27 protein-coding genes are annotated in these 25,189 nt (G+C 60.1%); 18 read left to right on the top strand and 9 right to left on the bottom strand.

Going from position 1 to position 25,189, the window contains the following annotated elements; translation table 11 throughout:
• Positions 1-44: 44 nt before the first annotated feature.
• The 5 genes from acnA (at position 45) to RCJ00_RS14800 (ending at position 4,792) form a co-directional block, all read left to right on the top strand.
• Positions 45-2,750, top strand: coding sequence for an aconitate hydratase AcnA (acnA, locus tag RCJ00_RS14820; protein WP_316222912.1), 2,706 nt, complete (start codon positions 45-47; stop codon positions 2,748-2,750).
• Positions 2,751-2,864: 114 nt separating this feature from the next.
• The gene (locus tag RCJ00_RS14815) at positions 2,865-3,137 is read left to right on the top strand and encodes a hypothetical protein (RefSeq protein ID WP_316222911.1); all 273 of its coding nucleotides are present in this window, start codon (positions 2,865-2,867) and stop codon (positions 3,135-3,137) included.
• A gap of 3 nt (positions 3,138-3,140) precedes the next feature.
• Positions 3,141-3,455: a hypothetical protein gene (locus RCJ00_RS14810; protein WP_316222910.1), complete on the top strand. Its 315-nt coding sequence runs from the start codon at positions 3,141-3,143 to the stop codon at positions 3,453-3,455.
• 8 nt (positions 3,456-3,463) lie between these two features.
• Positions 3,464-4,102 (top strand): glutathione S-transferase family protein, encoded by a 639-nt coding sequence (locus RCJ00_RS14805; protein ID WP_316222909.1) that lies wholly within the window; start codon positions 3,464-3,466, stop codon positions 4,100-4,102.
• 342 nt (positions 4,103-4,444) lie between these two features.
• On the top strand, positions 4,445-4,792 hold the full coding sequence (locus RCJ00_RS14800) for a DUF2794 domain-containing protein (protein ID WP_316222908.1): 348 nt from the start codon (positions 4,445-4,447) through the stop codon (positions 4,790-4,792).
• Positions 4,793-4,860: 68 nt separating this feature from the next.
• Here the strand turns inward: RCJ00_RS14800 and RCJ00_RS14795 are convergent, their stop codons facing one another.
• Positions 4,861-5,610, bottom strand: a complete 750-nt coding sequence (locus tag RCJ00_RS14795; RefSeq protein WP_316222907.1) for a Bax inhibitor-1/YccA family protein — start codon at positions 5,608-5,610, stop codon at positions 4,861-4,863.
• A gap of 148 nt (positions 5,611-5,758) precedes the next feature.
• Between RCJ00_RS14795 and RCJ00_RS14790 the strand changes: the two genes are divergently transcribed.
• A complete protein-coding gene (locus RCJ00_RS14790; RefSeq protein ID WP_316222905.1) occupies positions 5,759-6,544 on the top strand; it encodes an HpcH/HpaI aldolase/citrate lyase family protein in 786 nt (261 codons plus the stop codon).
• Between the two features lie 2 nt (positions 6,545-6,546).
• Here RCJ00_RS14790 and zapE read toward each other — a convergent pair whose 3' ends face one another.
• Together zapE and RCJ00_RS14780 are read right to left on the bottom strand one after the other, a co-directional pair.
• Complete coding sequence (gene zapE, locus RCJ00_RS14785) at positions 6,547-7,674, bottom strand: cell division protein ZapE (RefSeq protein WP_316222903.1); 1,128 nt, start codon at positions 7,672-7,674, stop codon at positions 6,547-6,549.
• A gap of 85 nt (positions 7,675-7,759) precedes the next feature.
• A complete protein-coding gene (locus tag RCJ00_RS14780; protein WP_316222902.1) occupies positions 7,760-8,599 on the bottom strand; it encodes an NAD(P)/FAD-dependent oxidoreductase in 840 nt (279 codons plus the stop codon).
• A gap of 213 nt (positions 8,600-8,812) precedes the next feature.
• On the opposite strand from RCJ00_RS14780, the gene RCJ00_RS14775 reads away from it, so the two are divergent.
• The 3 genes from RCJ00_RS14775 (at position 8,813) to rarD (ending at position 11,366) form a co-directional block, all read left to right on the top strand.
• On the top strand, positions 8,813-9,223 hold the full coding sequence (locus tag RCJ00_RS14775) for a response regulator (RefSeq protein ID WP_316222901.1): 411 nt from the start codon (positions 8,813-8,815) through the stop codon (positions 9,221-9,223).
• Positions 9,224-9,354: 131 nt separating this feature from the next.
• Entirely contained in the window at positions 9,355-10,383 is a 1,029-nt protein-coding gene (locus tag RCJ00_RS14770) for an aspartate-semialdehyde dehydrogenase (protein WP_316222900.1), read from the top strand.
• A 77-nt stretch (positions 10,384-10,460) separates the two neighbouring features.
• The gene (gene rarD, locus RCJ00_RS14765) at positions 10,461-11,366 is read left to right on the top strand and encodes an EamA family transporter RarD (protein ID WP_316222899.1); all 906 of its coding nucleotides are present in this window, start codon (positions 10,461-10,463) and stop codon (positions 11,364-11,366) included.
• A 6-nt stretch (positions 11,367-11,372) separates the two neighbouring features.
• On the opposite strand, the gene RCJ00_RS14760 is transcribed toward rarD, so the two are convergent.
• The gene (locus tag RCJ00_RS14760) at positions 11,373-12,497 is read right to left on the bottom strand and encodes a serine hydrolase domain-containing protein (RefSeq protein WP_316222897.1); all 1,125 of its coding nucleotides are present in this window, start codon (positions 12,495-12,497) and stop codon (positions 11,373-11,375) included.
• Positions 12,498-12,599: 102 nt separating this feature from the next.
• Here RCJ00_RS14760 and RCJ00_RS14755 point away from each other — a divergent pair, with 102 nt between their 5' ends.
• Entirely contained in the window at positions 12,600-13,400 is an 801-nt protein-coding gene (locus tag RCJ00_RS14755) for a class I SAM-dependent methyltransferase (protein ID WP_316222896.1), read from the top strand.
• On the opposite strand, the gene cutA is transcribed toward RCJ00_RS14755, so the two are convergent.
• The gene (gene cutA / locus RCJ00_RS14750) at positions 13,397-13,711 is read right to left on the bottom strand and encodes a divalent-cation tolerance protein CutA (RefSeq protein WP_316222895.1); all 315 of its coding nucleotides are present in this window, start codon (positions 13,709-13,711) and stop codon (positions 13,397-13,399) included. The two genes, RCJ00_RS14755 and cutA, sit on opposite strands and share 4 nt — an antisense overlap.
• Before the next feature lie 56 nt (positions 13,712-13,767).
• Between cutA and RCJ00_RS14745 the strand changes: the two genes are divergently transcribed.
• Genes RCJ00_RS14745 through RCJ00_RS14735 form a run of 3 tightly spaced genes read left to right on the top strand, consistent with a single transcriptional unit; the run spans position 13,768 to position 16,291 of the window.
• A complete protein-coding gene (locus RCJ00_RS14745; protein ID WP_316222894.1) occupies positions 13,768-15,000 on the top strand; it encodes a putative DNA modification/repair radical SAM protein in 1,233 nt (410 codons plus the stop codon).
• On the top strand, positions 14,997-15,821 hold the full coding sequence (locus RCJ00_RS14740) for a TIGR03915 family putative DNA repair protein (protein WP_316222893.1): 825 nt from the start codon (positions 14,997-14,999) through the stop codon (positions 15,819-15,821). Before RCJ00_RS14745 ends, RCJ00_RS14740 begins: the two co-directional genes overlap by 4 nt.
• Positions 15,822-15,880: 59 nt before the next feature.
• Positions 15,881-16,291 carry a DUF3597 domain-containing protein gene (locus tag RCJ00_RS14735; protein ID WP_316222892.1) on the top strand — a complete coding sequence of 137 codons (411 nt, stop codon included), beginning with the start codon at positions 15,881-15,883 and terminating at the stop codon, positions 16,289-16,291.
• On the opposite strand, the gene RCJ00_RS14730 is transcribed toward RCJ00_RS14735, so the two are convergent.
• Both RCJ00_RS14730 and RCJ00_RS14725 read right to left on the bottom strand, forming a co-directional pair.
• The gene (locus RCJ00_RS14730) at positions 16,292-17,101 is read right to left on the bottom strand and encodes an undecaprenyl-diphosphate phosphatase (RefSeq protein WP_316222891.1); all 810 of its coding nucleotides are present in this window, start codon (positions 17,099-17,101) and stop codon (positions 16,292-16,294) included.
• Positions 17,102-17,240: 139 nt separating this feature from the next.
• Positions 17,241-18,437, bottom strand: coding sequence for a citrate/2-methylcitrate synthase (locus RCJ00_RS14725; protein ID WP_316222890.1), 1,197 nt, complete (start codon positions 18,435-18,437; stop codon positions 17,241-17,243).
• A 183-nt stretch (positions 18,438-18,620) separates the two neighbouring features.
• Here RCJ00_RS14725 and RCJ00_RS14720 point away from each other — a divergent pair, with 183 nt between their 5' ends.
• From RCJ00_RS14720 to pgi, 5 genes are read left to right on the top strand one after another with little or no spacing between them, the layout of a single operon-like run.
• Entirely contained in the window at positions 18,621-19,592 is a 972-nt protein-coding gene (locus RCJ00_RS14720) for a cation diffusion facilitator family transporter (protein ID WP_316222889.1), read from the top strand.
• A gap of 9 nt (positions 19,593-19,601) precedes the next feature.
• Entirely contained in the window at positions 19,602-20,303 is a 702-nt protein-coding gene (gene fzlA, locus RCJ00_RS14715; protein WP_316222887.1) for an FtsZ-binding protein FzlA, read from the top strand.
• A 44-nt stretch (positions 20,304-20,347) separates the two neighbouring features.
• Positions 20,348-21,496 carry a tRNA epoxyqueuosine(34) reductase QueG gene (gene queG, locus RCJ00_RS14710; protein WP_316222886.1) on the top strand — a complete coding sequence of 383 codons (1,149 nt, stop codon included), beginning with the start codon at positions 20,348-20,350 and terminating at the stop codon, positions 21,494-21,496.
• Positions 21,489-22,520: a glycosyltransferase family 2 protein gene (locus RCJ00_RS14705; protein WP_316222885.1), complete on the top strand. Its 1,032-nt coding sequence runs from the start codon at positions 21,489-21,491 to the stop codon at positions 22,518-22,520. Before queG ends, RCJ00_RS14705 begins: the two co-directional genes overlap by 8 nt.
• Entirely contained in the window at positions 22,517-24,121 is a 1,605-nt protein-coding gene (gene pgi / locus RCJ00_RS14700; protein ID WP_316222884.1) for a glucose-6-phosphate isomerase, read from the top strand. The genes RCJ00_RS14705 and pgi overlap by 4 nt, the downstream gene beginning before the upstream one ends.
• A gap of 56 nt (positions 24,122-24,177) precedes the next feature.
• Here the strand turns inward: pgi and RCJ00_RS14695 are convergent, their stop codons facing one another.
• Together RCJ00_RS14695 and RCJ00_RS14690 are read right to left on the bottom strand one after the other, a co-directional pair.
• Positions 24,178-24,696: an FKBP-type peptidyl-prolyl cis-trans isomerase gene (locus tag RCJ00_RS14695; RefSeq protein ID WP_316222883.1), complete on the bottom strand. Its 519-nt coding sequence runs from the start codon at positions 24,694-24,696 to the stop codon at positions 24,178-24,180.
• Positions 24,696-25,121, bottom strand: a complete 426-nt coding sequence (locus RCJ00_RS14690) for an FKBP-type peptidyl-prolyl cis-trans isomerase (protein WP_023457322.1) — start codon at positions 25,119-25,121, stop codon at positions 24,696-24,698. Before RCJ00_RS14690 ends, RCJ00_RS14695 begins: the two co-directional genes overlap by 1 nt.
• Positions 25,122-25,189: the final 68 nt, after the last annotated feature.

The following is a 25,189-nucleotide window of genomic DNA, read 5'->3' as shown; positions in this document are numbered from 1 at the left end:
CATCGGGGCGGCCGGGCGGTTAATTTGAGAAGGACACTGCGTATATGTCTTCCGTTGATACGTTCAAGTCAAAAGCCGAACTGAAAGTCGGCGATAAAATCTACACCTATTACGATCTCAAGGCGGCCGAGGCCAACGGCCTGGATGGCGTCTCCAAGCTTCCCGCCTCCCTCAAGGTTCTGCTTGAGAACCTGCTGCGCAACGAAGATGGCGATACGGTCAAGGCCGACGACATCCGCGCCATGGCTGCCTGGGCCAAGAACAAGGGCAGCGTCGAACACGAAATTTCCTTCCGTCCCGCCCGCGTCCTGATGCAGGATTTCACCGGTGTTCCGGCCGTTGTCGATCTGGCCGCCATGCGCGACGCCATGGTCAAGCTTGGCGCCGATCCGGCGAAGATCAACCCGCTGAACCCCGTCGATCTGGTCATCGATCACTCGGTCATGGTCGACTATTTCGGCCAGCCGACCTCGTTCACCCAGAACGTCGATCGCGAATATGAGCGCAATATCGAACGCTACAACTTCCTGCGCTGGGGCTCTTCCGCCTTCAACAACTTCCGCGTCGTGCCTCCCGGCACCGGCATCTGCCACCAGGTGAACCTGGAATACCTGGCCCAGACCGTCTGGACCAATGTCGCTGACGGCGGCGAAGTGGCTTATCCGGACACGGTCGTCGGCACCGACTCCCACACCACCATGGTCAACGGCCTGTCGGTCCTCGGTTGGGGCGTCGGCGGCATCGAAGCCGAAGCCGCCATGCTGGGCCAGCCCATCCCCATGCTGATCCCGGAAGTCATCGGCTTCAAGCTGACCGGCAAGCTGCCGGAAGGTGCCACCGCCACCGACCTCGTGCTCACCGTCACCCAGATGCTGCGCAAGAAGGGCGTCGTCGGCAAGTTCGTCGAATATTACGGCGACGGCCTCGTCAACCTCACCCTGGAAGATCAGGCGACCATCGCCAACATGGCCCCCGAATACGGCGCCACCTGCGGCTTCTTCCCGATTTCGCAACCGACCATCAACTACCTGGCCGAAACCGGCCGCACGCCGGAACGCGTCGCCCTGGTCGAAGCCTATGCCAAGGCCCAAGGCCTGTGGCTGGAGCCCGAGCATGAGCCGGTGTTCACCGACACGCTCGAACTCGACCTCGGTTCGGTCCTGCCGTCGCTGGCCGGCCCCAAGCGTCCGCAAGACCGCGTTCTTCTGTCCGACGCCGCCTCGGCCTTCGCCTCCGCCCTGCAAGGCGAGTTCGGCAAGGCCGGAGACGAAGCCAAGCGCGTCCCGGTCGAAGGCTCGGACTTCGATGTCGGTCATGGCGACGTCGTCATTGCCGCCATCACGTCGTGCACCAACACCTCGAACCCTTCCGTCCTGATCGCCGCCGGTCTGGTCGCCCGCAAGGCGCGCGCCCTCGGCCTAAAGGTCAAGCCATGGGTCAAGACCTCGCTGGCGCCCGGTTCGCAGGTCGTCACCGACTACCTCAACTCCGCTGGTCTGACCGAAGACCTGGATGCCCTGGGCTTTAACCTGGTCGGCTATGGCTGCACCACCTGTATCGGCAATTCTGGCCCGCTGCCGGAAGCCATCTCGGCCGCCGTCAACGCTGGCGACCTGGTTGCCGCGTCGGTCCTGTCCGGCAACCGCAACTTCGAAGGCCGCGTCAACCCGGACGTCCGCGCCAACTACCTGGCTTCGCCGCCGCTGGTCGTTGCCTACGCCCTGGCTGGCTCGCTGAAGATCAACCTGTCGGAGGACGCGATCGGCACCGGTTCCAACGGTGAACCGGTTTACCTCAAGGACATCTGGCCCACCACGCAGGAAGTCGTCGAGCTGCAACGCAAGCACGTCACAAACGCGATGTTCGCCAACCGTTACTCCGACGTCTTCAAGGGCGACACGCACTGGCAGGCCATTCCGGTCGCTGGTGGTCAGACCTACGGTTGGGACGCGTCATCGACCTACGTCGCCAACCCGCCTTATTTCAACGGCATGACCATGACGCCTGACCGCGTCACGGATATCGTCGAAGCCCGCGTTCTGGGCGTCTTCGGTGACTCGATCACCACCGACCACATCTCGCCTGCCGGTTCGTTCAAGGCCGCTTCGCCCGCCGGCAAGTACCTGATCGACCGCGGCGTGCCCGTTTCGGAATTCAACGGTTACGGCGCGCGCCGCGGCAATCACGAAGTCATGATGCGCGGCACCTTCGCCAATATCCGCATCCGCAACAAGATGACCCCGGAAATCGAAGGCGGCGTCACCAAGCACTTCCCGTCGGGCGACGTCATGTCGATCTACGACGCGGCCATGCGCTACCAAACCGAAGGCCGCAACCTGGTTGTCTTCGCGGGCAAGGAATACGGCACCGGCTCGTCGCGTGACTGGGCCGCCAAGGGCACCAAGCTGCTCGGCGTCCGCGCCGTCATCGCCGAAAGCTTCGAACGCATCCACCGCTCGAACCTCGTCGGCATGGGCGTGCTGCCGCTGCAGTTCAAGGTCGACGGCTGGGCCAAGCTCGGCCTGACCGGCGAGGAAATCGTCACCATTCGCGGTCTGGAAAACCTCCAGCCCCGCCAGGAACTGATCGTCGAGCTGTTCCGGGCATCGGATGGCAAGGTCGCCCGCTTCCCGGTCCGCTGCCGCATCGATACGCCGACGGAACTGGAATACTACAAGAACGGCGGCGTCATGCCGTACGTCCTGCGTAACCTGGCACGCGGTGTCGTCACGAGCGACGCGGCGGAATAAGCCTTACGGCGATCTGTATAAAAGAAGCCTTCCAGCCGCCCGGCTGGAAGGCTTTTTCTTTGACGACGCGACGCAGATGATTTGCGTCCGCTCGCTGCCGTAGTAAGACAGGTCATGAAACATCGCGCCACATTGATCGCCGTCGCGGGCCTGGCTGCTGCCTTTTTTGCCATTGTGCTCAACCTGGCGCCGGCGCCGGACGCGTCGGCCGGTAATGTCCTGGCAATCGAAAGCCTGCTGGCGGCCCTGATCGCGTTGGGCGTCGGGATCCTCACCCTTCGTAACGGAGGCGCGTGGCGCTTCCTGGCCATCGCCATGATCGGCCCGTCTGTGTTCGTCCTCGCCGATGCGGGAATGCGGGTGCTGCTTCATCTGAAAGCCGGCTGACCGATGGATTGGGGGCTAAATCTGATCACCGTATCGATTATAGCCGCCCTTTTTGTTTGGCTGATTGCGGTTCTGGCCCATCGCACCTACCGCGATTACTATTTCGAACGCACGCCCTCGACTTGGCACAAACCCGGCTTCTGGGAAAATTACAGCCTGCGCCATGCCGTCTCCGCTGACATATTCCAGTCGGATGACAATGTAACCATGCCGTTGTACGCCCGTATCGTGTTGATGGGCTATCGGTTGGCAATTACCGCCTTCTATTGCCTGTTGTTCGCCGACCTATTGTTCTTTCTGTTTCACCTGTTCGCCTGAGGCCATACATGACCAAGCCTAGTCAACCGATCAAATTCTATTCCATGCACCTGTCGGGCAACGCGCATCGCGTCTTGCTGACGTTGAAGGCGCTCGACCTGCCTTACGAGCTGATCGAGGTCAACCTGCGCGAAAAGGAACAGAAGAGCGACGCCTTCCTGGCGATGAACCCCTTCGGTCAGGTGCCGGTGATTGACGACCAAGGTAAGGTTATCTGGGATTCCGTCGGCATCCTGACCTATCTGGGTCTGACCTATGACGACGGCACGCTGCTGCCCCGCGATGCGGCCCTGTTCGGCCAGGTGATGGTATGGCTGGCCAAGACCTCTGGTCCGATCGCCTACGGCCTGGCCCTGGCGCGACGCATCAACCTATTCAATGCCCCGTTCGATATCTCAGCCGCCCAAGGCATGGGTAACGATTTTCTGGCCGTGCTGAACCTGCATCTGGCGGAACAGAACTGGCTGGTCGGCGATACTGTGACCTTGGCCGATCTGGGCTGTTACGCCTATATCGCTCACGCACCGGAAGGCGGGATCGACCTGACGCCCTATCCGCAGATTTCAGCTTGGCTGGGGCGGATCGAAGCCCTGCCCTATTTCGAAGCCATGCCGCGCCACGATATCGGATTGTGGGCGACGGCATAAAAAAGACGCCGTCACCAAAGGTGACAGCGCCAGCGAATCTCAGGGGAAGAAATCTCAGGGATAGAAAATATCTGCCGGCCAAGGCGTACTCGAATTCCCGGGGGCTGGGGGGGCTGTTCAGGGGGGAACCCAAAGCACGTAGCCCTTGGCCGACAGGTAGATAATCGCTGCGGAACCCGGCGCCGAAAGGGCCAAATTGAGGTCATTCCACGACCATTTCATAACGATCCCATAAAGATCGGATACAATTGGCAGATCGGTTTCGCGCGACAAATTTACTTGCGCGATTCAGACGCTTGGGGCGTAATCCCCTCTGGAATTTCATCCAAGAGTCTTGTGCTTATGAGTATTCAGGATTTCAGCGGCGCTTTCAACGGCGCCGCCAGCCCCAAGGGCCCCGTCTTCTTCGAGCGCAAGGAACTGGAATTGATCCTGCGGCTGTATGGTCAGCATGTGGCGTCCGGAGACTGGCGCGACTACGCCATCGATCAATTGCCCGATGCGGTGGCTTTCAACATTTTCCGCCGCTCCAGCGAAGCCCCCCTATACCGCATCGAAAAGCGCCCGGCCCTGGCCCGCAAGCAGGGCGCCTTTGCCGTTTATAACCAGAGCGGCCTGATCCTGAAACGGGGCCGCGAGTTGGGGCCCGTGCTGGCCGTGCTCGACAAACGCAAATTCGACGTGCTGTAGTCCCCATACGCAGATACAAAAACCCCCGGAAGTCGCCTTCCGGGGTTTCACATTTAGCTCTTGTTCGCTTAGCGACGGCCGCCGAACAGCTGCAGCAGGCTGAGGAACAGGTTGATGAAGCTGACATAGAGGCTGATGGCGCCGATGTAGGTCAGGGCCGCACGATGATTGGCGGAGGCCTGGCCAACCGCATAATACATCTGCTTCAGGCTCTGAGTCTGATAGGCGATCAGAGCCGAGAACAGCAGCACGCCGATTGCCGACATGGCCATCATCATAATGCCGCTCTTGAAGAAGAAGGCATTGGCCAGTCCCGCAATGATCATGCCCAGAACGGCCACGGAGAAGAAGCCGCCCCAGCCGGTCATGTTGACCTTAGTGGTATAGCCGATCAGGCTCACCACGCCGAAGGTGGCGGCGGTGATGAAGAAGATGTTAGCGATCGAAATGCCTGTATAGAGCAGGAAGATCGACGACAGCGAGACGCCCATGACGGCAACGAACACCCAGTAGAAGGCGCCCGAAACGGCCGCATTCAGGCGATTCATGAACATGCCGGAAATGAAGCTGAGGCCCAGCGGTGCAAAGGCGAATATCCAGCCCAGCGGTGTGTAACCCGTGACAACGTCGCCTCGGAAACTATAAAGCAGTTGCGCAACGGCCGGCGTATTGGCAACGGCCCACGCCATTGCCCCTGTCAGCACAAGACCGAGAGCCATCTTTTGATAGATGCCCATCAGGAAATTGCGCAGGCCCATATCCTTCGCTTGTTCTTCGACGGACGGCAAGGCTACGTAGTTTGTGTCCATATCGCTCATAGGTGAAACCCCTGTTTCAATATTTGGTCAGCCGTAGCGCTTGCCACGGCGGGCGTAGAGGTAATATGGGGATCCTATCTTTTTCTGACAAGAGCTTTCTCCGTCACAGCGTTATAAACGGTCTGTGATCGCCAAAGGGAGTGCCACCATGTACCGTTCCGTCCTGTTTATCCCTTGCGCCAACGCGCGGGCCATGGCCAAGGCCGCGACGCTGGTCTGCGATGCGCTGATCTTCGACCTTGAAGACGCCGTGGGCGACGCCGAACGCGACAGCGCCCTGACCACACTGGCGGACACATTGCGCGGCGCGTTTGTGGCCAAGACCATCCTGGTCCGCATTCATCCGCAATATCTCAACGCCATTCATAAGACCCTGGCCGGACTGCCGATCGGCGGTCTTGTCATCCCAAAGGTCAATGACGTCGAAGATATCCAAGGCGTCGCCCATGTTTGGCCGGGCGTGCCATTGTGGGCCATGATTGAAACGGCGCGCGGCGTCGTCAATCTGAGCGCCATCGCTGCCTTACCGCTCAGAGGCCTGATCGCCGGCCCGAATGACCTGCGCAAGGATTTGCGTACGCGGCCAATGGACGGCCGGGCGGACATCGCACTTGCCCTGTCGCAGATCGTCCTGCATGGCCGGGCGCGCGACCGGGTTGTCCTGGACGGGGTTTATAATGCTTTCAGAGAGGAAGCCGGATTTATGGCCGAATGCGAACACGGCCGCAGCCTCGGTTTTGATGGCAAGACCCTGATTCATCCGTCGCAGATCGCGGGCGCGGAGGCGGCCTTCAGTCCGTCGGCGGCGGAACGGGCATGGGCGCAAGCTGTGGTCAACGCTTTCGACGGCAGTGCGGCGGGTGTCGTTTCGGTCGATGGAGAAATGGTCGAACGCCTGCATCTGGAGCAGGCGCAGCGTATATTGGCCGTATAGCCCTATCCTGCGCGGTTAATATAATCTTCCGATCGCATTTCTTCCAGGCGCGATACCGTACGTTCAAATTCGAATGCGCCGTCGCCCGCGGGGTAAAGCTGGGCTGGTTCGGCATCGGCCAGAATGACCGTCCTGACCCCGGCTTCATACAGGGCGTCGATCAGGGTGACGAAGCGCCGGGCTTCGTTGCGATTGGCCGGTGACAGCACCGGAACATGGTCGATAAACACCGTGGTGAAGCGGTCGGCTACGGCGAGATAATCGGCGGGACCATTGGCCGCGCCGCACAGCTCAGCGAAGGTGGCGCGCAGCATAGGACCCGCGGCACGGGCGAAGCGGATCTTGCGTTCATTGACGGTCAGGACGCACTCCATCTCCGTCATCAGGTGCTTCATGTCGCTCCATAGCACGTTAAAACCGGCCACGGCCTGCGGATCGCTGGACGGGCAGAACCACGTCTTGGCGCCGCGCAGACGGTCCATGCGGAAATCCCTGGGGCCCGCCACTTCGACTACCTGCGTGCGCGCCTTGATCATGGCAATGAAGGGCAGGATATGTTCGCGGTTCAGGCCGTCCTTGTAGAGGTCGTCCGGCGGCCGGTTGGAGGTGGCGACCAGGATCACCTTGCGCGCAAACAGGGCTTCGAACAGGCGCGACAGGATGGTGGCGTCGGCGATATCGGTAACCTGAAGCTCATCGAAGCATAAAAGCTGGGTCTGATCGGCGATCAGCTTGGCGACCGGCGCAATCGGATCGTCGCCCCATTTGCGTCCGAAGCCGGGCGTGCCGAAATTGATCCGTCGCGTCTTGGCATCGCTTTCGCGCCACAGGCGAATATTATGGTGCACCTCCGCCATAAAGGCGTGGAAGTGAACGCGCCGCCTGGTGACCTTTTTGATATTGTTGTAGAAAAGGTCCATCATCATGGACTTGCCGCGCCCCGGCGGTCCCCACAGGTACAGCCCGCACACGCGGGGCTGAATACCGAGCAGGCGGCGCCATGTCGCCCGGCTCTGGCGGATTTTACGTTCGAGTACGACCAGCGCTTCAATGGCTGATTTTTGCGCCGCATCAGGCTTGATCTCGCCCGATTTCAACAGGCGCTTGTACTCGGATCTGATATTCGGCATCGAAAATTCAGCCACCACCACTTTTCTTTGGCAGCACCATAGACGATCCGGTTTAAAATCGCGTCAAAAAAATGCTGCGGATGCGTTAACAACCTATCAGGGACAGTGAGATCTGTTTGGCGACCTGAATGCCGTGCGCCGTGGCGGTCGTGACGCAGGGATGCCAGAAGTCGGTGACTTCGCCGCAGGCATAGACACCGGGCAGGGAGGTTCGGCCCTGGCGATCGACGGCGACGTAGCCATTTTCCAATTCCGGGGACATACCGGCGGGGATTACCGCCTCGAAACCGAACATGACGCCGAAAGCGTCGAACGGCCTGTCATTGACCGTCATTGCCGCCTGATCCGCCTTATAAGGTCCGACCACGACGGGCACATCCGGCACAAGGGCTCGCAACCCCGCCTGTGCCCGGGGCGGCGTACGCGAAAAGATGGTTACCTGGCCGCCGCGATCCCGCACGAAACGGGCCTGGTCGAAGGCATTGTCGCCACCGCCCAGTATGGCCACCCGGCGGCCTGATACCTCCAGCGCTTCCATCGGTTCGCCCGGTCCGATGGCGACGGTCCGCGCCGATTTGAAATCGGCCGCGCGCGGACATGACCCCGTGGCCATGACGATGAACCGTGCATCGACAATCTCATTCGCTGTCGCCACGCGTAAGCCGTCTACGGACAGCACAAGGCTATTCAGGCGCATATCGATCTCCAATGCTAGGGCATGGGCTTCCAGACTGGCGGCAACCGCCTGCCCGGTCTTGCCCTGAACACCAGGAATCCACAGGTTTTCATAGGGACTGCGCGTCTGCAGGCCGCCTAATCGTCCGGAGGCTTCCAGCAGCAGGCAATCGACGCCCAGTTTTTTAAGCCATATGGCGCAGGCAACGCCCGCCGGTCCGCCCCCGATAATCACCACGTCCCTGTTCATAACCCGACTTCACACATTTACGTGACCGACCCTTAGGCAAACCGTTCCAGGCATGGCTCATGCACATGCCTATGTGCGGCCCGGTCATTTTCCCAATCCGGGACCGTATAAAAAAACAATGTGTGTTCAGATTTCACTAAGACACGGATTGTATAACATTGTTACAGGCGCGAATCCGTCAGCGTAACCGCGCCCTTCAGGAGGAGTATGGCTATGAGACTTTTGTGCGTCGAAGACAATTCCACCCTGCGCAAAATGATCGATCTCATGCTGGCGACGACGGGCATAGACGTCGATTTCGCCGTAGACGGCCGCGAAGCCGTCGAAGCCTATCAGGTCAACGAATATGACGCCGTCCTGATGGATATGGAAATGCCGGTCATGTCGGGCCTTCAGGCCGCGCGTGAAATCCGTCAGGTCGAGGATGGCCATCACCTCACCTATACGCCCATCCTGTTCCTGGGGTGCGCCGAAGCTTGCGCCCAGGCGGAGCAGAGCTTCGAAGCGGGCGGCGATGGTCTGCTGCCCAAGCCGTTCACCTCAGAAGCCCTGATTGGCGCGCTTGACGGCGTGCTGCGCTCGGCCAATCGGTCAGGCCTGCAAAACGTCGCCGCTCTGCGCTGATTTCAAGGTGGCCAATCGTCAAAGCGCGGACATTCGCCGCTAATTCGTCAATTCATCCTTGTAATCGCGGGCAAAAAGCGTCATTTGCCCGTGGCGGATTTCGATGCCGCAGATTATCAAGGAGCAGCATTATGGGTTATCGGGTCGCCGTTGTCGGCGCCACCGGCGCCGTGGGTCGTGAAATGATGACGATCCTCGAAGAAGTGAACTTCCCCGTTTCGGACATTTACGCGGTCGCTTCGCGTAAATCGGTGGGTATTGAGGTTTCCTTCGGAACAAAAACCCTCAAATGCGTTGATCTCGAAACATTCGACTTTTCCAAGGTCGATATCGTCCTGATGAGCGCCGGCGGCGATGTGTCGAAGGCGTGGTCGGAAAAGATCGGCAAGGCCGGCCCCATCGTCATCGATAATTCCTCGGCGTGGCGCATGGACCCGGACGTGCCGCTTATCGTTCCGGAAGTGAATCCTGACGCGATCTGGGACTGCAAGAAAAAGAATATCATCGCCAATCCTAACTGTTCGACCATACAGATGCTGGTCGTGCTGAAGCCGTTGCATGACGCCGCCCAGATCAAGCGGGTCGTCGTATCGACCTATCAGTCGGTGGCCGGCGCCGGCAAGGCGGGCATGGACGAGCTGTGGGACCAGACCAAGGCCATTTATGGCATGGGCGACAAGACGCCGAAGAAATTCACCAAGCAGATCGCTTTCAACGTCATTCCGCACATCGACGTCTTCATGGACGACGGCTACACCAAGGAAGAGTGGAAGATGATCGTCGAGACGCACAAGATACTCGATCCGACGATCGATGTCGTGCCGACCGCGGTGCGCGTCCCGGTCTTCGTCGGCCATTCGGAATCGATCAATATCGAATTCCACAATCCGCTCGATGAACGCGAAGCCCGCGAGATCCTGCGTGAAGCGCCGGGCATCCAGGTTATCGACAAGCGTGAAGCCGGTGGCTACGTCACCCCTATCGAAGTCGTGGGGGAATTCGACACCTTCGTTTCGCGCATTCGCAACGACACCACCGTGCCTTACGGCATTTCGCTGTGGTGCGCGGCCGACAACCTGCGCAAGGGCGCGGCGCTCAACGCCGTACAGATTGCGCAATTGCTCGATGAACGCGGTGTGATCGCTTCCGTAGACGCTTAAGAAACTTCGCACTGTAAGTTTTTGTAAGCCGGCGGAACGAAAAGGTTCCGCCGGTTTTTTCTTTCTGGATATTCGATATGTCGTCCCAGACGTCCAACCCCGTCACTTCGCCCATCAATCTAGCCGTCATGTGCTACCTGATCTGGGGGTTCGTGCCGCTGTTCTACATTCCGATCCACCATTTCGGCGGCGGCGCGATCGAAATCATCGCCCACCGCTCGCTATGGGCGCTGATCTGGGCCGGTGGCCTGGTCTTCATGACCCGGCAATGGCCGGAGGTGTTCGCGGCTTTCAAATCCGCTCACCTGCGCACGATGCTGGCCGTTACCTCGCTGCTCATCGCCGGCAACTGGGGTGTCTATGTCTGGGCGGTGACCAATGGCCACACGATAGAAACCTCGCTCGGCTACTACCTTAATCCCTTGCTCAACATGGCCGCAGGCGCGGTGCTGTTCAAAGAACGGCTGGACAATTGGGGTAAGGGAGCGATCGCGTTGGCCGCTGTCGGCGTCGTTATTCAGGCGCTGGCCATCGGCCACGTGCCGTGGATCGCGCTGTTCCTGGCCGCCACCTTCGGGTCATATGGCATATTGCGCAAGCAACTGGTTATCCCCGCCCTGGCGGGGCTGTTTGTCGAGTGCGCCTATCTCTTCCTGCCGGCCCTGATCTATCTCATCTGGTTCGAAAGCACCGGACAGGGCCATTTCTTTGTGCCGTCCCAGGCCTTTTGGTTCGTCCTGACCGGCCCCGTCACCGTCCTGCCACTGGTCCTGTTCGCCTATGTCGCCCGCCGCCTGCCCCTATCGACCATGGGCTTCATCCAGTTTATCGGGCCGACGAGCACGCTCGTCATCGGTCTGTTCCAGGGCGAAACCTTCACCCTGTTGCGCGGCATATCCTTCGCCTTCATTTGGCTGGGCGCCCTCGTCTTCGCCTTCGGCGCCTGGCGTCGGCTGAAGGCGATCAAGCCGCTGGAGGCGTAGGCGAGCTTACAGGCAGCCGTATAGGGCATTGATCAGCCCGACCGGACGAGGATCGCCGATCAGATAGGCTGATTGCTTGTTCATGACGTAGCCAATGCTGAGCTTGCGCTCCGGGTCGGCCAGGGTGCATGATCCGCCCCAACCGCTGTGGCCTAAGGCGCGTTCGTTCGGACCGTAAATGCGGATCCCGGTGTTGCGCAGGAACCCCGCCGCCCAGGCCAGCTTGAACGGCAATACCCTGTCCTGACCATAGACGCGTTCGCGCGTCGCCTGGCCCAGGGTATTGACCGACAGAAGTTTCTGGCCCTTCAATTGCCCGCCATTGGCGATGATCTGCATGAAATCCGCGAGTGCCAATGCCGTGGCGTGGGCGTTGGCGGATGGAATTTCCATGCGTCGCCAATCGGCCGAACCCTTGCCGGCCGGCGCTGAGCCCTTATCGAGGAATGCCGCCTGCTTGATGGCATCGAGCGTCCCCAGATCAGGCGCGGAGGTCGGCTTTTGCATGACCGAGATGCGCGACGCATAGGCATCCGGCGTGCCGATCATGAGATCCAGGCCAAAGCGTTCGGCTATGTCTTCACGCAACGCCGTTCCCATGGTCCGGCCATCTACGCGGCGATGCAACTCATTCAGCAGGTAGCCACCGGCGATGGGATGATAACCAGACCCCTCGCCCGGCGTCCACAGCGGCGCCTGGGCGCACAACGCTTTCAGCGTGGCGTCGACATCGAACCAGATGCTGGGGTCCTGGGGCGGAGAGAAACCGGGCAAACCGCCCTGATGGGAAATCAGTTGCCCGACCGTGATGCGCGATTTGCCGTTCTGGCCAAATTCCGGCCAGTAATGCGCCACGGCGGTCTCGTAATCGAGCTTGCCCGTGTCCACCAACCGCGCGATCAGCGTCGCCATGACCGCCTTGCCGGTTGAAAATATCGGCGTCAGGGTCTGGTCGCTGAACGGCACGGCACCTTCGCGATCGGCGTTGCCGCCCCATATATCCAGAACCGTCTGGCCGGCGATCACAGCGGTGAAGCGCGCGCCGCGTTCAAGCCCATTGGCGAAATTGGCGGCGAAGGCATCCTTGACGGCGGCGAACTGGGGCGGGCAGATGCCCGAAATCTCTGTCATGAACAACCTCGCTGATTTCCGCCTGTGTGTATCGTCCTGACGGCGTTGTGACAAGACACAGCCCGCCAGTCTTGCTAAGGCTTCGCAAAACAGGAGGACCTCATGATTGCCCGCCGTACCCTGATCGCCGCCTTTGCCGCCGCAAGCCTGTGCACAAGCCTGCCCGCCGTCGCCGACGACGCAGCCCTGACCACCGCGATAAACGGTGCCTGGCGCAGCGATGTCAACAAGGCGCGCGACGCCTACCGCCATCCGGCCCAGGCGCTGGCCTTCTGGGGGCTCAAGCCCGGCATGACCATCGTCGAGATCGACCCCGGCGCCAAGGGATGGTGGACCGAAATCCTGGCACCTTACGCCAAGGCGACCGGTGGGCATTACATCGCCGCCCTGCGTAACCCGAAGGATGAGACATTCTGGAAGGAAGTGGCCAACACAGCCATCTACGGCGACGTATCGGCCAAGACATTAACGCCGCAAGGCAGCGACCTGCCGGCCAATTCAGCTGACTTCCTGCTGGTGGCCCGAGCCTTCCATAACTGGGCGCGCCAGGACGAAACCACCGATACCTACCTGAAAATCTTTTACACCACCCTGAAACCAGGCGGCATATTGGCGGTGGAGCAACATCGTGCGCCGGACGGCGCTGACCCGAAGGCGGGAACTGGCTACGTGCCGGAATCCTATGTCATCCAGGCGGCGGAAAAGGCAGGATTCGTGTTCGACGGCCGATCGGAAATCAACGCCAATCCAAAGGATACGCGCGATCACCCGTTCGGTGTCTGGACCCTCCCGCCGGTGCGCCAGAGCAAGGACAATACCCGCACCTTGACGGACGCGGAGCGCCAGACATACGACGCCATCGGTGAATCGGACCGCATGACGCTGAAATTCCGCAAACCCTAGTCGAGGGCGTCCCGCAGCCATGCGGCGTAGGTGTCGCTGGCCCAGACGACCGGCGTTGCGATAATTTCCGGCACGTCATAGCTGTGGTGCTGCTTGACAAGGGCTTCCAGCATCGGCAGGCGGTCGGAAAGGGTCTTGGCCGTCAACATGATTTCATCTGCGCGGTCGATCTCGCCTTTCCAGCGATAAACCGAGCGGATTTCATGACTTTGCACGCATGCGGCCAAACGGGCGGTGACCAGCAATCCGGTCAGGCTTTGCGCCTCCGCTTCGTTCGCGCAGGCAATGGACACAATCACGATATCGTTCATGGTGCCTACCATACATGGATTGACGCATTCGCAAACAGAACATATCATGAACAATTATGAAAAAGAGTTTGAAAGCGCGCCTGGCCATTCTGTCCGATGCGGCCAAGTACGACGCGTCATGCGCCTCGTCCGGGACCACTCGACGCGATTCATCGGGGTCGGGAGGATTGGGGTCCACCGAAGGGTCGGGCATCTGCCACGCCTATGCGCCGGACGGCCGCTGCATTTCGCTGCTCAAGATTCTGATGACCAATTTCTGCATCTATGATTGCGCCTACTGCATCAACCGGTCATCGAGCAATGTCGAGCGCGCACGCTTTTCGCCGGAAGAGGTCGTCTGGCTGACGCTAGAATTTTACCGCCGCAACTATATCGAGGGCCTGTTCCTTTCGTCTGGCATCATCCGCGATTCGGATTACACCATGGAGCAAATGGTGCGCATCGCGCGCGATTTGCGCGTGAAACATAATTTCCGCGGCTATATCCACCTCAAGACGATTCCGGACGCCTCGGCGAAGCTGATCGAAGAGGCCGGGCTTTTCGCTGACCGCCTATCGATCAATATCGAACTGCCGACGGATGCCGGGGTCGAGAAATTCGCCCCGCAAAAACACCCGCGCAATATTCGCCGGTCCATGGGCGAGTTGAAAACGAAAATAGACGAAGCAGGCGAACCGACGCTGCGGACCCGTCGCCGCAAGACCTTCGCGCCGGCCGGTCAATCGACCCAGATGATCATCGGCGCCGATGAGGCGTCGGATGCCACCATATTGGGGACAAGCGCCGGTCTGTATGACGACTATCGACTGCGCCGCGTCTATTATTCAGCCTTTTCCCCTATTCCCGACGCCAGCAAGGCCTTGCCGCTGATCAAGCCGCCGCTGGTGCGCGAACATCGCCTGTATCAGGCCGACTGGCTCTACCGTTTCTACGGTTTCGGCATCGAAGAAATCACCGCCGGACGCCCGGACGGTATGCTGGACCTCACCATCGATCCGAAACTGGCCTGGGCGCTGGAAAATCGTGGACGGTTTCCGGTCGATATCAATACCGCCGACAAGGAGATGCTCCTGCGCGTGCCCGGTTTCGGCACAAAGACCGTCAAGGCCATCCTGTCGGCACGGCGGTTCAAGCGGTTGGCTATGGACGACCTGGCGCGTCTGAAGGTGTCGGTGAAAAAGGTCCAGGCCTTCGTCACCGCCAGCGGCTGGTCGCCGCTCAAGCTGATAGACCGCAGCGATTTGCGCAGTCTATTCGTGCCGGAACCTCAGCAGTTGGTTTTGCTGTGAGGATCGTTCTGCGGGCGCGTGGCGATTTCGAGGAATGGCGAACCGCGGCGCGGGCATTACTGAGCCAGGGCGTGGCGCCGCGCGATATCGAATGGGTGGGTGAAGACGCCGCCGGCACCGATCTGTTTTCGGCGCCCGCAACGCCGCCCATGGGCGGGACCGTGCCGGTATCGGTGCCCAAGGCGTTCCTGCCTTTGGCCGAAAGCCTGATCTGTCATAGCGATCCGTCGCGCTTCGATCTGGCTTATCGTCTGCTGTGGCGATTGCAGACCGAAAATACCTTGCTGCACATCCGATCCGATCCAGATGTGGCCCGCGCTCACGCGTTTGACCGGTCCGTCCACCGCGATAGCCACAAGATGCACGCCTTCGTTCGCTTCAAGGAAATTCCCAGCGACAACGAACGCCGCGCCTTTGTATCATGGTTCGAGCCCGACCATTTCATCGTCGCCCGTAACGCCGGCTTTTTTCGCCGCCGTTTTGCCGACATGGACTGGCTGATCGCGACACCCAAGGGCGCGATATCGTGGGACGGTACAGATATCCGGTTTTGCGACGCTCCCGCAGACAAGCCTGACATCCAGGATGACGCCGACGACCTATGGCGCACCTATTTTGCCAATATCTTCAATCCAGCCCGTCTCAAGATAAAGATGATGCAGACGGAAATGCCTAAGAAATACTGGAAGAACCTGCCAGAGGCCAAACTAATTCCGGACCTGATCGCCGGTGCCGAACAAAGGGTCCGCGATATGGCCACCCGCCAGGCCAGCGACACCGTGCCCAAATTTTATGAGCGGCTGCACAGGCGCAAACCGTAATCGCATCTTTATATCCGCCGGGCGTAGCCTATATAGGTAATATCATAAGGAGCTACGTCATGGGCCTGTTCACCACGATCCGCGATTTCATTTTTCACAAGCAATTGCAATCGCCGGGCACGCCGACCATGGCCGCGCCCGTGCCACCGGTCCATACCTCGGCCATCGCTCCGGCCACTACCATGGCGACGCCGGCCATACTGGAAACGGAGCTGGTCGATGTCGCGCCCATTCTGGACACAGCGGCCGAGCAAGCCGGCGAGGCGCTTAACTGGCGTCACTCCATCGTTGACCTGATGAAGCTGGTCGGGCTCGATTCCAGCCTGGAACACCGCCGTCAACTGGCCGATGAGCTGGGCTATATCGGCGACAAAAGCGATACGGCCCATATGAACATCTGGCTGCACAAGGCGGTGATGCGCAAGCTGGAAGAAGGCGGCGGCCGCGTGCCGGACGATCTGAAGGGCTGATCAGCCCACGTGGGCAAAGCCGAACCACCAGACGAGGCCGCCGACACCCACCAGAATGCGCCACAGGGCGAAGAGCCCATAGCCGCGCTTTTGCACGAAGCCAATAAACGGCTTGATGACCAGCAGGGCGGACAGGAAGGCGACGACGAAGCCGATGGCGATAAGGCCGTATTGATCGGTGGTCAGCAGCTTGTGGCTGTCGGCGAATTCGACGACAAATGCGCCAAGCATGGTCGGGATGGCCAGAAAGAATGAAAATTCGGCCCCGGCCTTCTTGTCCACCTTGCACACCATGGCACCGATCAAGGTCGAACCCGAGCGCGACATGCCGGGAATAATGGCCATACATTGAAACAGGCCGATCAGAAGCGACGTCTTGACGTCCAGGGCTGCTGAATCGTGATACACAGGTTTGGGCGCAAATTTGTCGACCGCCCACAAGGCAATGCCGCCAACGATCAGGGCAACACAGATTAACGGCACGTTTTCAAAAATGGCGCTCAGAAGGCCGGATTTTTTCACCACTACGCCAATAATGACCGCCGGGAAGAAGGCGACCAGCACGCTGATGGCGAAGCGGCGGGAGTCTGCGCTGGTCGGAATGGAAATCACCGCCTTGAAGAGGCGTTGGAAATAAAGCACGACGACGGCCAGGATGGCACCCAGCTGAATCATGACGGCGAAATTGCCGCCCGGATCACTAAAGGCCATCAGCTTTTCGGCGATCAATAGATGCGCGGTTGAGGAAACGGGAAGGAACTCCGTCAGTCCTTCGATCAGACCGAGAAGCGCAGCCAACAGATAATGCATGAGAAAACCCTCTAAGACGCGACAGTCTTAGAGGGAAACTTCAGCAAAGGAAATCGTCATTCGCGCAATTTTCGAACGTAATTTGTGCACGTGCGAACACTGATGCTGATTTCCGCACTCCCCGATTGCCGGCAGGCGGTCACCCCGCCGAATGGGGATGGATACCGATGTAACGCAGGCGCGCCTTGGGCGATCCACCGGTCTGCATCTGCTCGATAGCGTGGGCCAGCCATCCGGCGCTGCGGCCCAGGCCATACAATGTCATCGGCGCTTCACGTGGCAGGTCGAGGTGGCGACCGATCAGGGCGAGAGCCAGCGACATACCGACACTTTGGCCGGTCAGGTCTTCACCGACCTTAAGGATTGTCTTGAGGTCTTCGCCCATATGCGGGGCGGCATCGATCAGGGCGCGGGCGCGCAGCGGCTCGGATGGCGACGGGTCCTTTTCAAACCCCGGAAGTTCGAGGCCCTTATCGAGCAGCGACTTGGCAAGGGTCACCGGATTGCCGGTACGGCGCGCCTGGGTGACATAGGATTCGGCGCGCGAAATACGTCCGCCCAGGCGCGGTCCGGTTAAGGTGGCAAATCCCGCCATAGCGGCGATGGCCAGTGGCCCCAGAGTCGCGGCAGAGACACGCACCGCCAGCGTGGCTTCGTCGAGACTGGTATCCGCCGACAAGACCAGCGCACGGCGCAACAGGTCTACATCCTTGCTGTCGTAGACCTTCCATGCCCGCGCCAGGCGCTGGTGGAAGAACAGACGCGGGCCGCCATTGGTGACCGAATCGAACATTTCATTGACCAGGCTGGCCGCTTCCAGGGCGAGGTCGCGCTGAGGATCGACGTCCGACAAAGCGTCTTCTTCCAGGCGACGGCTGAGCATGGACAGCACACGGGTGCGCGGTCCGCCGGGAAAGTTGACATCGGGACGCGGCTTCAACGGCCCAAACGGGTTATTGCTTTCCGACCGCCACAACAGCGCGGCCACGGCTTCATAGTTCTCCGTCGCTGCCAGATCGACGAGGTCGCGGCCGCGAATATAGTGGTGACCGTCGATCGTGATGGCGATTTCGGTATCGATAGCGGCCTCACCGCGAGTGATTGTACCGCCCGATAGAGTCTGCATCGGCAACGGTGCCGTCGACGCGCGAGCGATTCGGCCGGGTGCGCGGCGCGACAACCGCTCGACATCGTCCAGCGCATAGAGGCTCATACGCGGGTGGCTCGGATCGCTTTTTGCCGCGATCCGCTGGCGGCTGACATAGGCATAGAGGGTTTGCGGCTTGACCTCAAGACGTGCCAAGGCCTCGCTGCGGCTAATCCAAACGCGTGACATACTCGTGTCCCTGTGCAAATAACGAAACGAAAGCCGACGGAATTATCAAGATTGATTATTTCCGACGCTACATGGTTCGTCGCCGAGCTCCAACCCACTTTTACGTTTTGTTAACACCTTTTTACTGACCTGCGTCATGCGCCACACACTTGCACGCCACAGGCGAAGTGCTAAGACAGATAGATGAGCCCATCCACACCGCCGCCGCCCGCTGCTCCGCCATCTTCGGGCAATCTGGTATTGCTGGCGTCGAGTCTTTCGGTCGTCGTCGCCTGTGTCATGGTGGTGATGAAGGGAATCACCCTCTATTTTTCAGGGTCGCAATCCATCCTAGCGTCTCTGGCCGATTCGGGTCTGGATCTTCTGGCCTCCCTGATCACATTCGCCGCCGTGCGATATGCCAAGGCACCGCCGGATAAGGAGCACCCCTTCGGCCACGGCAAGGCGGAAGCCTTCAGCGCCCTGGTCCAGGCCGGACTGGTCTTTGCTTCGGCAGCGCTGATCATGCAGTCATGCGTGGAGCATCTGAAAAATCCCGAGCCTGTTACGCAATCCAGCCTGGCTATCGGTGTGCTGATCGTTTCCATCATTCTGACTATCGGGCTGGTCTTCTTTCAGAACCTGGCGCTGAAAAGCAGCCAATCGGTCGCCATATCCGCCGACCGCATGCACTATGTCACCGATCTGGTCAGCAATTCGATCGCCCTGATCGGCGTGGTCGCAGCCGCCCTGGGCTTCGTGCAGATGGATGCCATCGCCGGCTTCGTCATGGCGGCTTGGTTCGTCTGGGGCGCGCTTAAGGTCCTGCGTGAAGCGGCCGATCACCTGATGGACCGCGGGCTTGAAGATGGAGACGTTGCCCGCATCATAGACCTGATCGCGCAAGACCCGCAGGTGTTGGGCGTCCATCAATTGCGCACGCGCCTGATGGGGCCCTATATTCTAATCCAGGCGCACGTTGAAATGTCGCCGACCCTGTCGCTGGACGCCGCGCACAAGATCATCATCGGGGCCGAAAAGCGTCTGCTGGACGTCTTTCCCAATGCCGATATTCTGATCCATGCCGACCCTCAGGGGCTTGCAGAGCCGCATGGCGGCGTTTTCGGTGAAGAAGCCCCAACAGGTTTTGACTTAAGCGCGCCGAATAAGGCATAAGTGTCCGCAATGACCGCCTTTACCCGCCAGCTTTACCATTTCGCCTTCGACCCGCATTCCCGGACGATTCGCCTGGCGTTGGGCGAAAAAAAACTCAGCTTCGAAGAGGTCCCGGTTCGCTACTGGGAACCGGACGATACCATCCTCCGGCTAAACCCGTCCGGGCTGTTGCCTATTCTCGTCGAGATGCCTGAGCAGGAGTCGGGCGGCCAGACCCATCGCATCTGCGAGGACCGCGCCATTATGGAGCACCTCGAGGAGGCTTATCCCGACATTCGTCTCTGGCCAGCCAATGTCAACGAACGCGCCGAAGCGCGCCGCCTGGTCGGCTGGTTCGAGCGCAAGTTCGACTATGAGGTCAATGCGCTGCTGCTCCACGAAAAAATGGAAAAGCGACTGATGGGCGGTGGCGTCCCGGACATTCCCGCCATGCGCGCCGGGCGCGAAGCGCTTAAAGACCACCTGCGGTATTTCGAAAGCCTGCTCGGCGCTCGTAACTGGCTGGCGGGACATGCACTCAGCTATGCCGACTTCGCCGCCGCAGGCCAATTGTCAATCCTTGATTATTTCGATGAGATCAACTGGACCCGCTATCCGCACCTCAAGACCTGGTACATGGTCATGAAATCACGCCCCTGCTTCCGGCCGCTCCTGGCGGACAAGCTGCCGGGCGTGGCGGCATCGGCCCATTACAAAGAACTCGATTTCTAAACGCTTTTCGTCCAGAACTATAGGCACATTTGGGGAAAGCGCCCATGGGCCAGCATCAGCCCATTACCGACCTTGCCACCGCCATCCGCACCGAAGCCAAAGCGCTCGGGTTCAGCGCCGCGCGTTTTGCTGCGCTACCGGAGGTATGGGCGGCGTCCGACCGACTGAAAACCTTCATCGACGCCGGATTTCACGGCGACATGACCTGGATGGAAGACACCCTGGAGCGCCGCCAGCATCCGCGCAATATGTGGGCGGGCGCCCAGTCCGCCTTGGTGCTCGGTTATAATTACGGCCCCGACAGCGACCCACTGACGCTGCTCGGCCAGACCGAAATCGCCAATATCAGCGTCTATGCCCGCGGCGACGACTATCACGACCTGATCAAGAAGAAGCTCAAGCAACTGGCGACCTGGATCGTGTCTCAAACGGGCTGCGAACTGAAGGTCTTCGTCGATACGGCGCCCCTGATGGAAAAGCCGCTGGCGGCTCTGGCCGGCCTCGGCTGGCAGGGGAAGCACACCAACCTGGTGTCGCGTGAGTTCGGTTCGTGGCTGTTTCTCGGCGTTATCCTGCTTGATCGTGTGCTGGAAAACGACACGCCCGAACGCGATCATTGCGGCTCATGCACCGCCTGCCTCGACACGTGTCCCACCAATGCCTTTACGGGACCGTACCAACTGGACGCGCGCAAATGCCTGTCCTACCTGACCATCGAGACGCGCGGCCCCTGGCCTGAACCATTCCGACGCGCCATGGGCAACCGCATCTATGGCTGCGACGACTGCCTGGCCGCCTGCCCGTGGAACAAGTTCGCCGAGGCCACGCACGAAACCAAATTGCAGATGCGCGACGGGTTCGATGGGTTGAAACTCACCGACCTGGCGCGGCTGGACGACGGCGAATTCCGCGCCCTGTTTTCCAAGTCCCCGATCAAACGTATTGGACGGGCCTCATTTCTGCGTAACGTGAACTATGCATTGGGCAATCATTTCCGCCAAACAGGCAACACAGCCGCTCAGGCCGCTCTGGAAAACGGCCTGAAGGATGACAGCGCGGTAGTGCGCGGATCGGCGGTATGGGGATTGAAGCAGGGCTTGAGCGCGGACGCCTTCACGGCGCTTCAGGCGCAATATGCCCACAATGAGACGGATGACAGCGTGCATAGCGAGTGGAACGGCCGGTATGACTGACGGTTTTCGCGCCCCCACACCACCCTCTGCCCGCAGGCAAGGAGAGGGCGACTTACTGTTCAGCCTCGTCACGCTCAGCTATCGCTCAGCCGAAAACATCGATCGCTGTCTGGCCGCCTTGACGGTGCAGGATGCGCAAATCATCCATGCTGATAATTCACCCGGCGATCTCGACATGGCTGCTCTTGCCGCGAAATATCCGTCCGTGCGCCAGATCGCCAACCCTATCAATCTCGGTTTTGCCGTCGGTATGAACCGCGCGGTTGCCGAAAGCACCGGCGAATGGATCGGGCTGATCAATCCCGACGCCTTCCTCGATGCCGGTTGGCTCGATGCCATGCGCGATGCCATTGCCGCCCATCCCGATGTCCGGTTGTTCACGTCGCTGCAACTGAATGATGACCACCCCGACCGGCTGGACGGCGCCGGCGATGCCTTGACCTTTTTCGGCTTTCCCTATCGCTCCGGCATCGGGCACACCCGTCCGGAGGGACTAGAGATCGCCGAGGTGTTCGCTCCGTGCGGCGCGGCCATGCTGATACATCGTGACCTATGGGCGCAATTGGGCGGCTTTGACGAAGACTTCTTCTGTTACTGCGAGGATGCCGACCTGGGGTTCCGCGCCCGCATGGCCGGTGAACGCTGTCTGCTGGTCCCCGGCGCCATCGTACGTCACGTCGGTTCGGCCAGCCTGGGCGTGCGGTCGGACTTCGCGCTCTATCACGGCTACCGCAACCGAATATGGCTCTATGTAAAATCCATGCCGATGGGGCTGTTGATCGCCACCTTACCCATACATATTGGTATGACCCTGATTGGGGCAGTAAAAGATACCCTCAAAGGCAAGGGATCATTGGTGTGGAAGGCCCTTGTGGACGCATGGCGAGGCCTAAGACCAATTCTCGAACATAGAAAATTTATTCAAAAAACCCGACAGCTAGGCTCTTTACGACTGGCCAAAAGCTTGACATGGAACCCAGTGAAAATCGTCACCCGCGATCTGGACCACAGGAGACTGAAATGACCCTCGATGCCCTGAAAACACAGGCCTATGCCGACGCCTCGCTCAAGATCGTTGATCAGTTCGCCGCAGACCCCGATCGTCTGGCGCGCATGAGCCTGAATGTCGCCGGTATTTATGTCGACCTGTCCAAGCAAAGCTGGTCGCAGGCCGGTTTCAATACCGCCATCGCCGCCATCGAAAACAGCGGTCTGGATGCAGCCCGCGAAAAAATGTGGACCGGTCAGACGATCAATGTCTCCGAAGGCCGCGCCGTGTTGCACGTGGCGCTGCGCGACAGCGACAGCGAAAATCAACGTCTACGCGGCGACGAAATCACCACTGACGTCAAGACGGCGCGTGACGCCATGAAAGCCTATGCCGACGGCATTCGTGCCGGGCAGATCACCGGCGCCACGGGCAAACCGTTCAAGACGATTGTCCATGTCGGCATCGGCGGCTCCGACCTCGGTCCGCGCCTGGTCTTCCAGGGCCTGACGCCGCTTCAGCCGCAGATCGACATCCGCTTCGTCGCCAATGTCGACGGCTCGGAACTGGCGCTCGCCCTGGCCGGCCTCGATCCGGCGGAAACCCTGGTCATCGCCGTCTCCAAGACCTTCACCACCCAGGAAACCCTGGCCAACTTCCTGGCCGCCCGTGACTGGCTGATCCAGGGCCTGGGTGAAGAGGCCGCCAAGGCCCACCTGGCGGCGGTATCGGCCGCGCCAGACAAGACCGGCGCCTACGGTATTCCGGCTGATCGTGTCTTCGGGTTCAAGGACTGGGTTGGCGGCCGCTATTCGTTATGGTCGGCGGTGTCGTTGTCGGTCATCATCGCACTCGGCTACGACGTCTACCAACGCCTGCTCGACGGCGCGCATGCCATGGACCAACACTTCCTGACGGCACCGCTGGAAAAGAACGCGCCGGTCCTTCTGGCTGCGGCCCAGCTCTATAACCGTATCGGTCTTGGCCGCACCAGCCGCGCGGTCATCCCCTATGTCCACCGTCTGCGCCGTCTCGCTGCCTTCCTGCAACAGCTTGAAATGGAATCGAACGGCAAGCGCACCTCGCCGACCGGCGATATCCTGAAGACAGCGACCTGTCCTGTGGTCTTCGGCGACGAAGGCACCAATGCGCAGCATGCCTTCTTCCAGATGCTGCATCAGTCCGAGGATATCGTTCCGCTGGAGTTCATCGCCGCCGCGAAGAACAGCGAAGCCAGCCTGGACATGCAGCAAAAGCTGCTGTCGAACGTGATCGCCCAGGGCGAGGCCTTCATGGTCGGCAAGTCGATGGAGACTTCGGTTGAGGAATGCCGCAAGCTCGGCTTCGATGAAGCCCGGACGGCCCAGATTGCGCCGCAGAAGGTGTGCCCGGGCAACAAGCCATCGACCCTGGTTCTGCTCGACGAATTGACGCCGGAAACGCTGGGTGCGCTTCTGGCCCTGTACGAGCACAAGACCTTTGTCGAAGGCATCGTCATGGGCCTCAACAGCTTCGACCAGTGGGGTGTAGAGCTGGGCAAGACGCTGGGGGTCAATGTGCTGAAGGACATCCAGGGCGCCGCTATCGCGCCGCACGACCCATCCACCACCGCCCTGATCCAGCGCATCAAGGGATAAAATCTGATGCTTAAGGTGATGGCGCGCGCATGGACATCATACGTCGCGCCATCGCTTTACGAGGCGATGCCGAGTAACTGTATCCGGAACACCAAGGCTGAATTGGGCGGGATCTCCCCCATGTCGCGCTCACCATAGCCGGACGATGACGGCGTATACAGGGTCACTTCGTCACCGACATGCAGCAAGGGGATGACCTCCTGCCAGGCCGGCACCAGCTGCGCAAGAGGGAAGGTCGCCGGTTGATTCCGCGCATAGGATGAATCGAACACCTTGCCGTTAATCAGCTTGCCTTCATAATTGATGGTCACCTGGTCGCTCGGCTTCGGTTGCGGGCCGGGTTGCGGCGCGCGTGACACGACCTTGTACATCACGCCCGACGGCAGCTTGACGATACCCGGCTGCTTGGCGATATCAGCGAGATAGGCCTGGCCATCCTTCAGGTTCTGGGCGGCGGCGGCATCGGCCGATGCCTGCATGGCCTCAAGCTGAGCCGAGGTGCTGCGATCATTGCAGCCGGTCAGGGCCAGTGAAGCGGTCAACAGCGCCAGCGCCGCACATGTCATAATACGCATTACTGGTTGATGCCCAGCAGTTGAACGCGGAAGATCAGGGTCGAATTGGGCGGGATTTCCCCCAGATCGCGCTCGCCATAGGCCGAGGTCGGCGGCGTATAGAGGACGATTTCATCCCCGACATGCATCAGCGGGATGACCTGCTGCCAGGCCGAAATCAGACGGTTGAGCGGAAAGTTGGCCGGTTCGTTGCGGGCATAGGACGAATCGAAAATCGACCCGTCGAGCAACTTGCCTTCGTAATTGATGGTCACCTTGTCAGCGACGGTCGGCTGCGCACCCGGTGTCGGCGATTTCGACACCGTCTTGTACATCACGCCCGACGGCAGGACGACGACGCCCGGCACCTTGGCGGTGTCGGCCAGGAAAGCCTGACCTTTTTGCAGGTTTTGTTCCGAAACGGTTTGGGCGTTTGTCTTGTCCATGGCTTGTCCACACGCAGCTAAGAGGAAGGCGATTGCAAAGAGAGGGAGTTTTTTGGTCCACGTGCCAG

It is taken from the genome of Asticcacaulis aquihabitans (genome assembly GCF_032490435.1).
In the GTDB taxonomy this organism is placed as follows: Bacteria; Pseudomonadota; Alphaproteobacteria; order Caulobacterales; family Caulobacteraceae; genus Asticcacaulis.
Note: the sequence above shows the minus strand (reverse complement) of the source record. Positions and strands in the feature narration are given on the sequence as shown.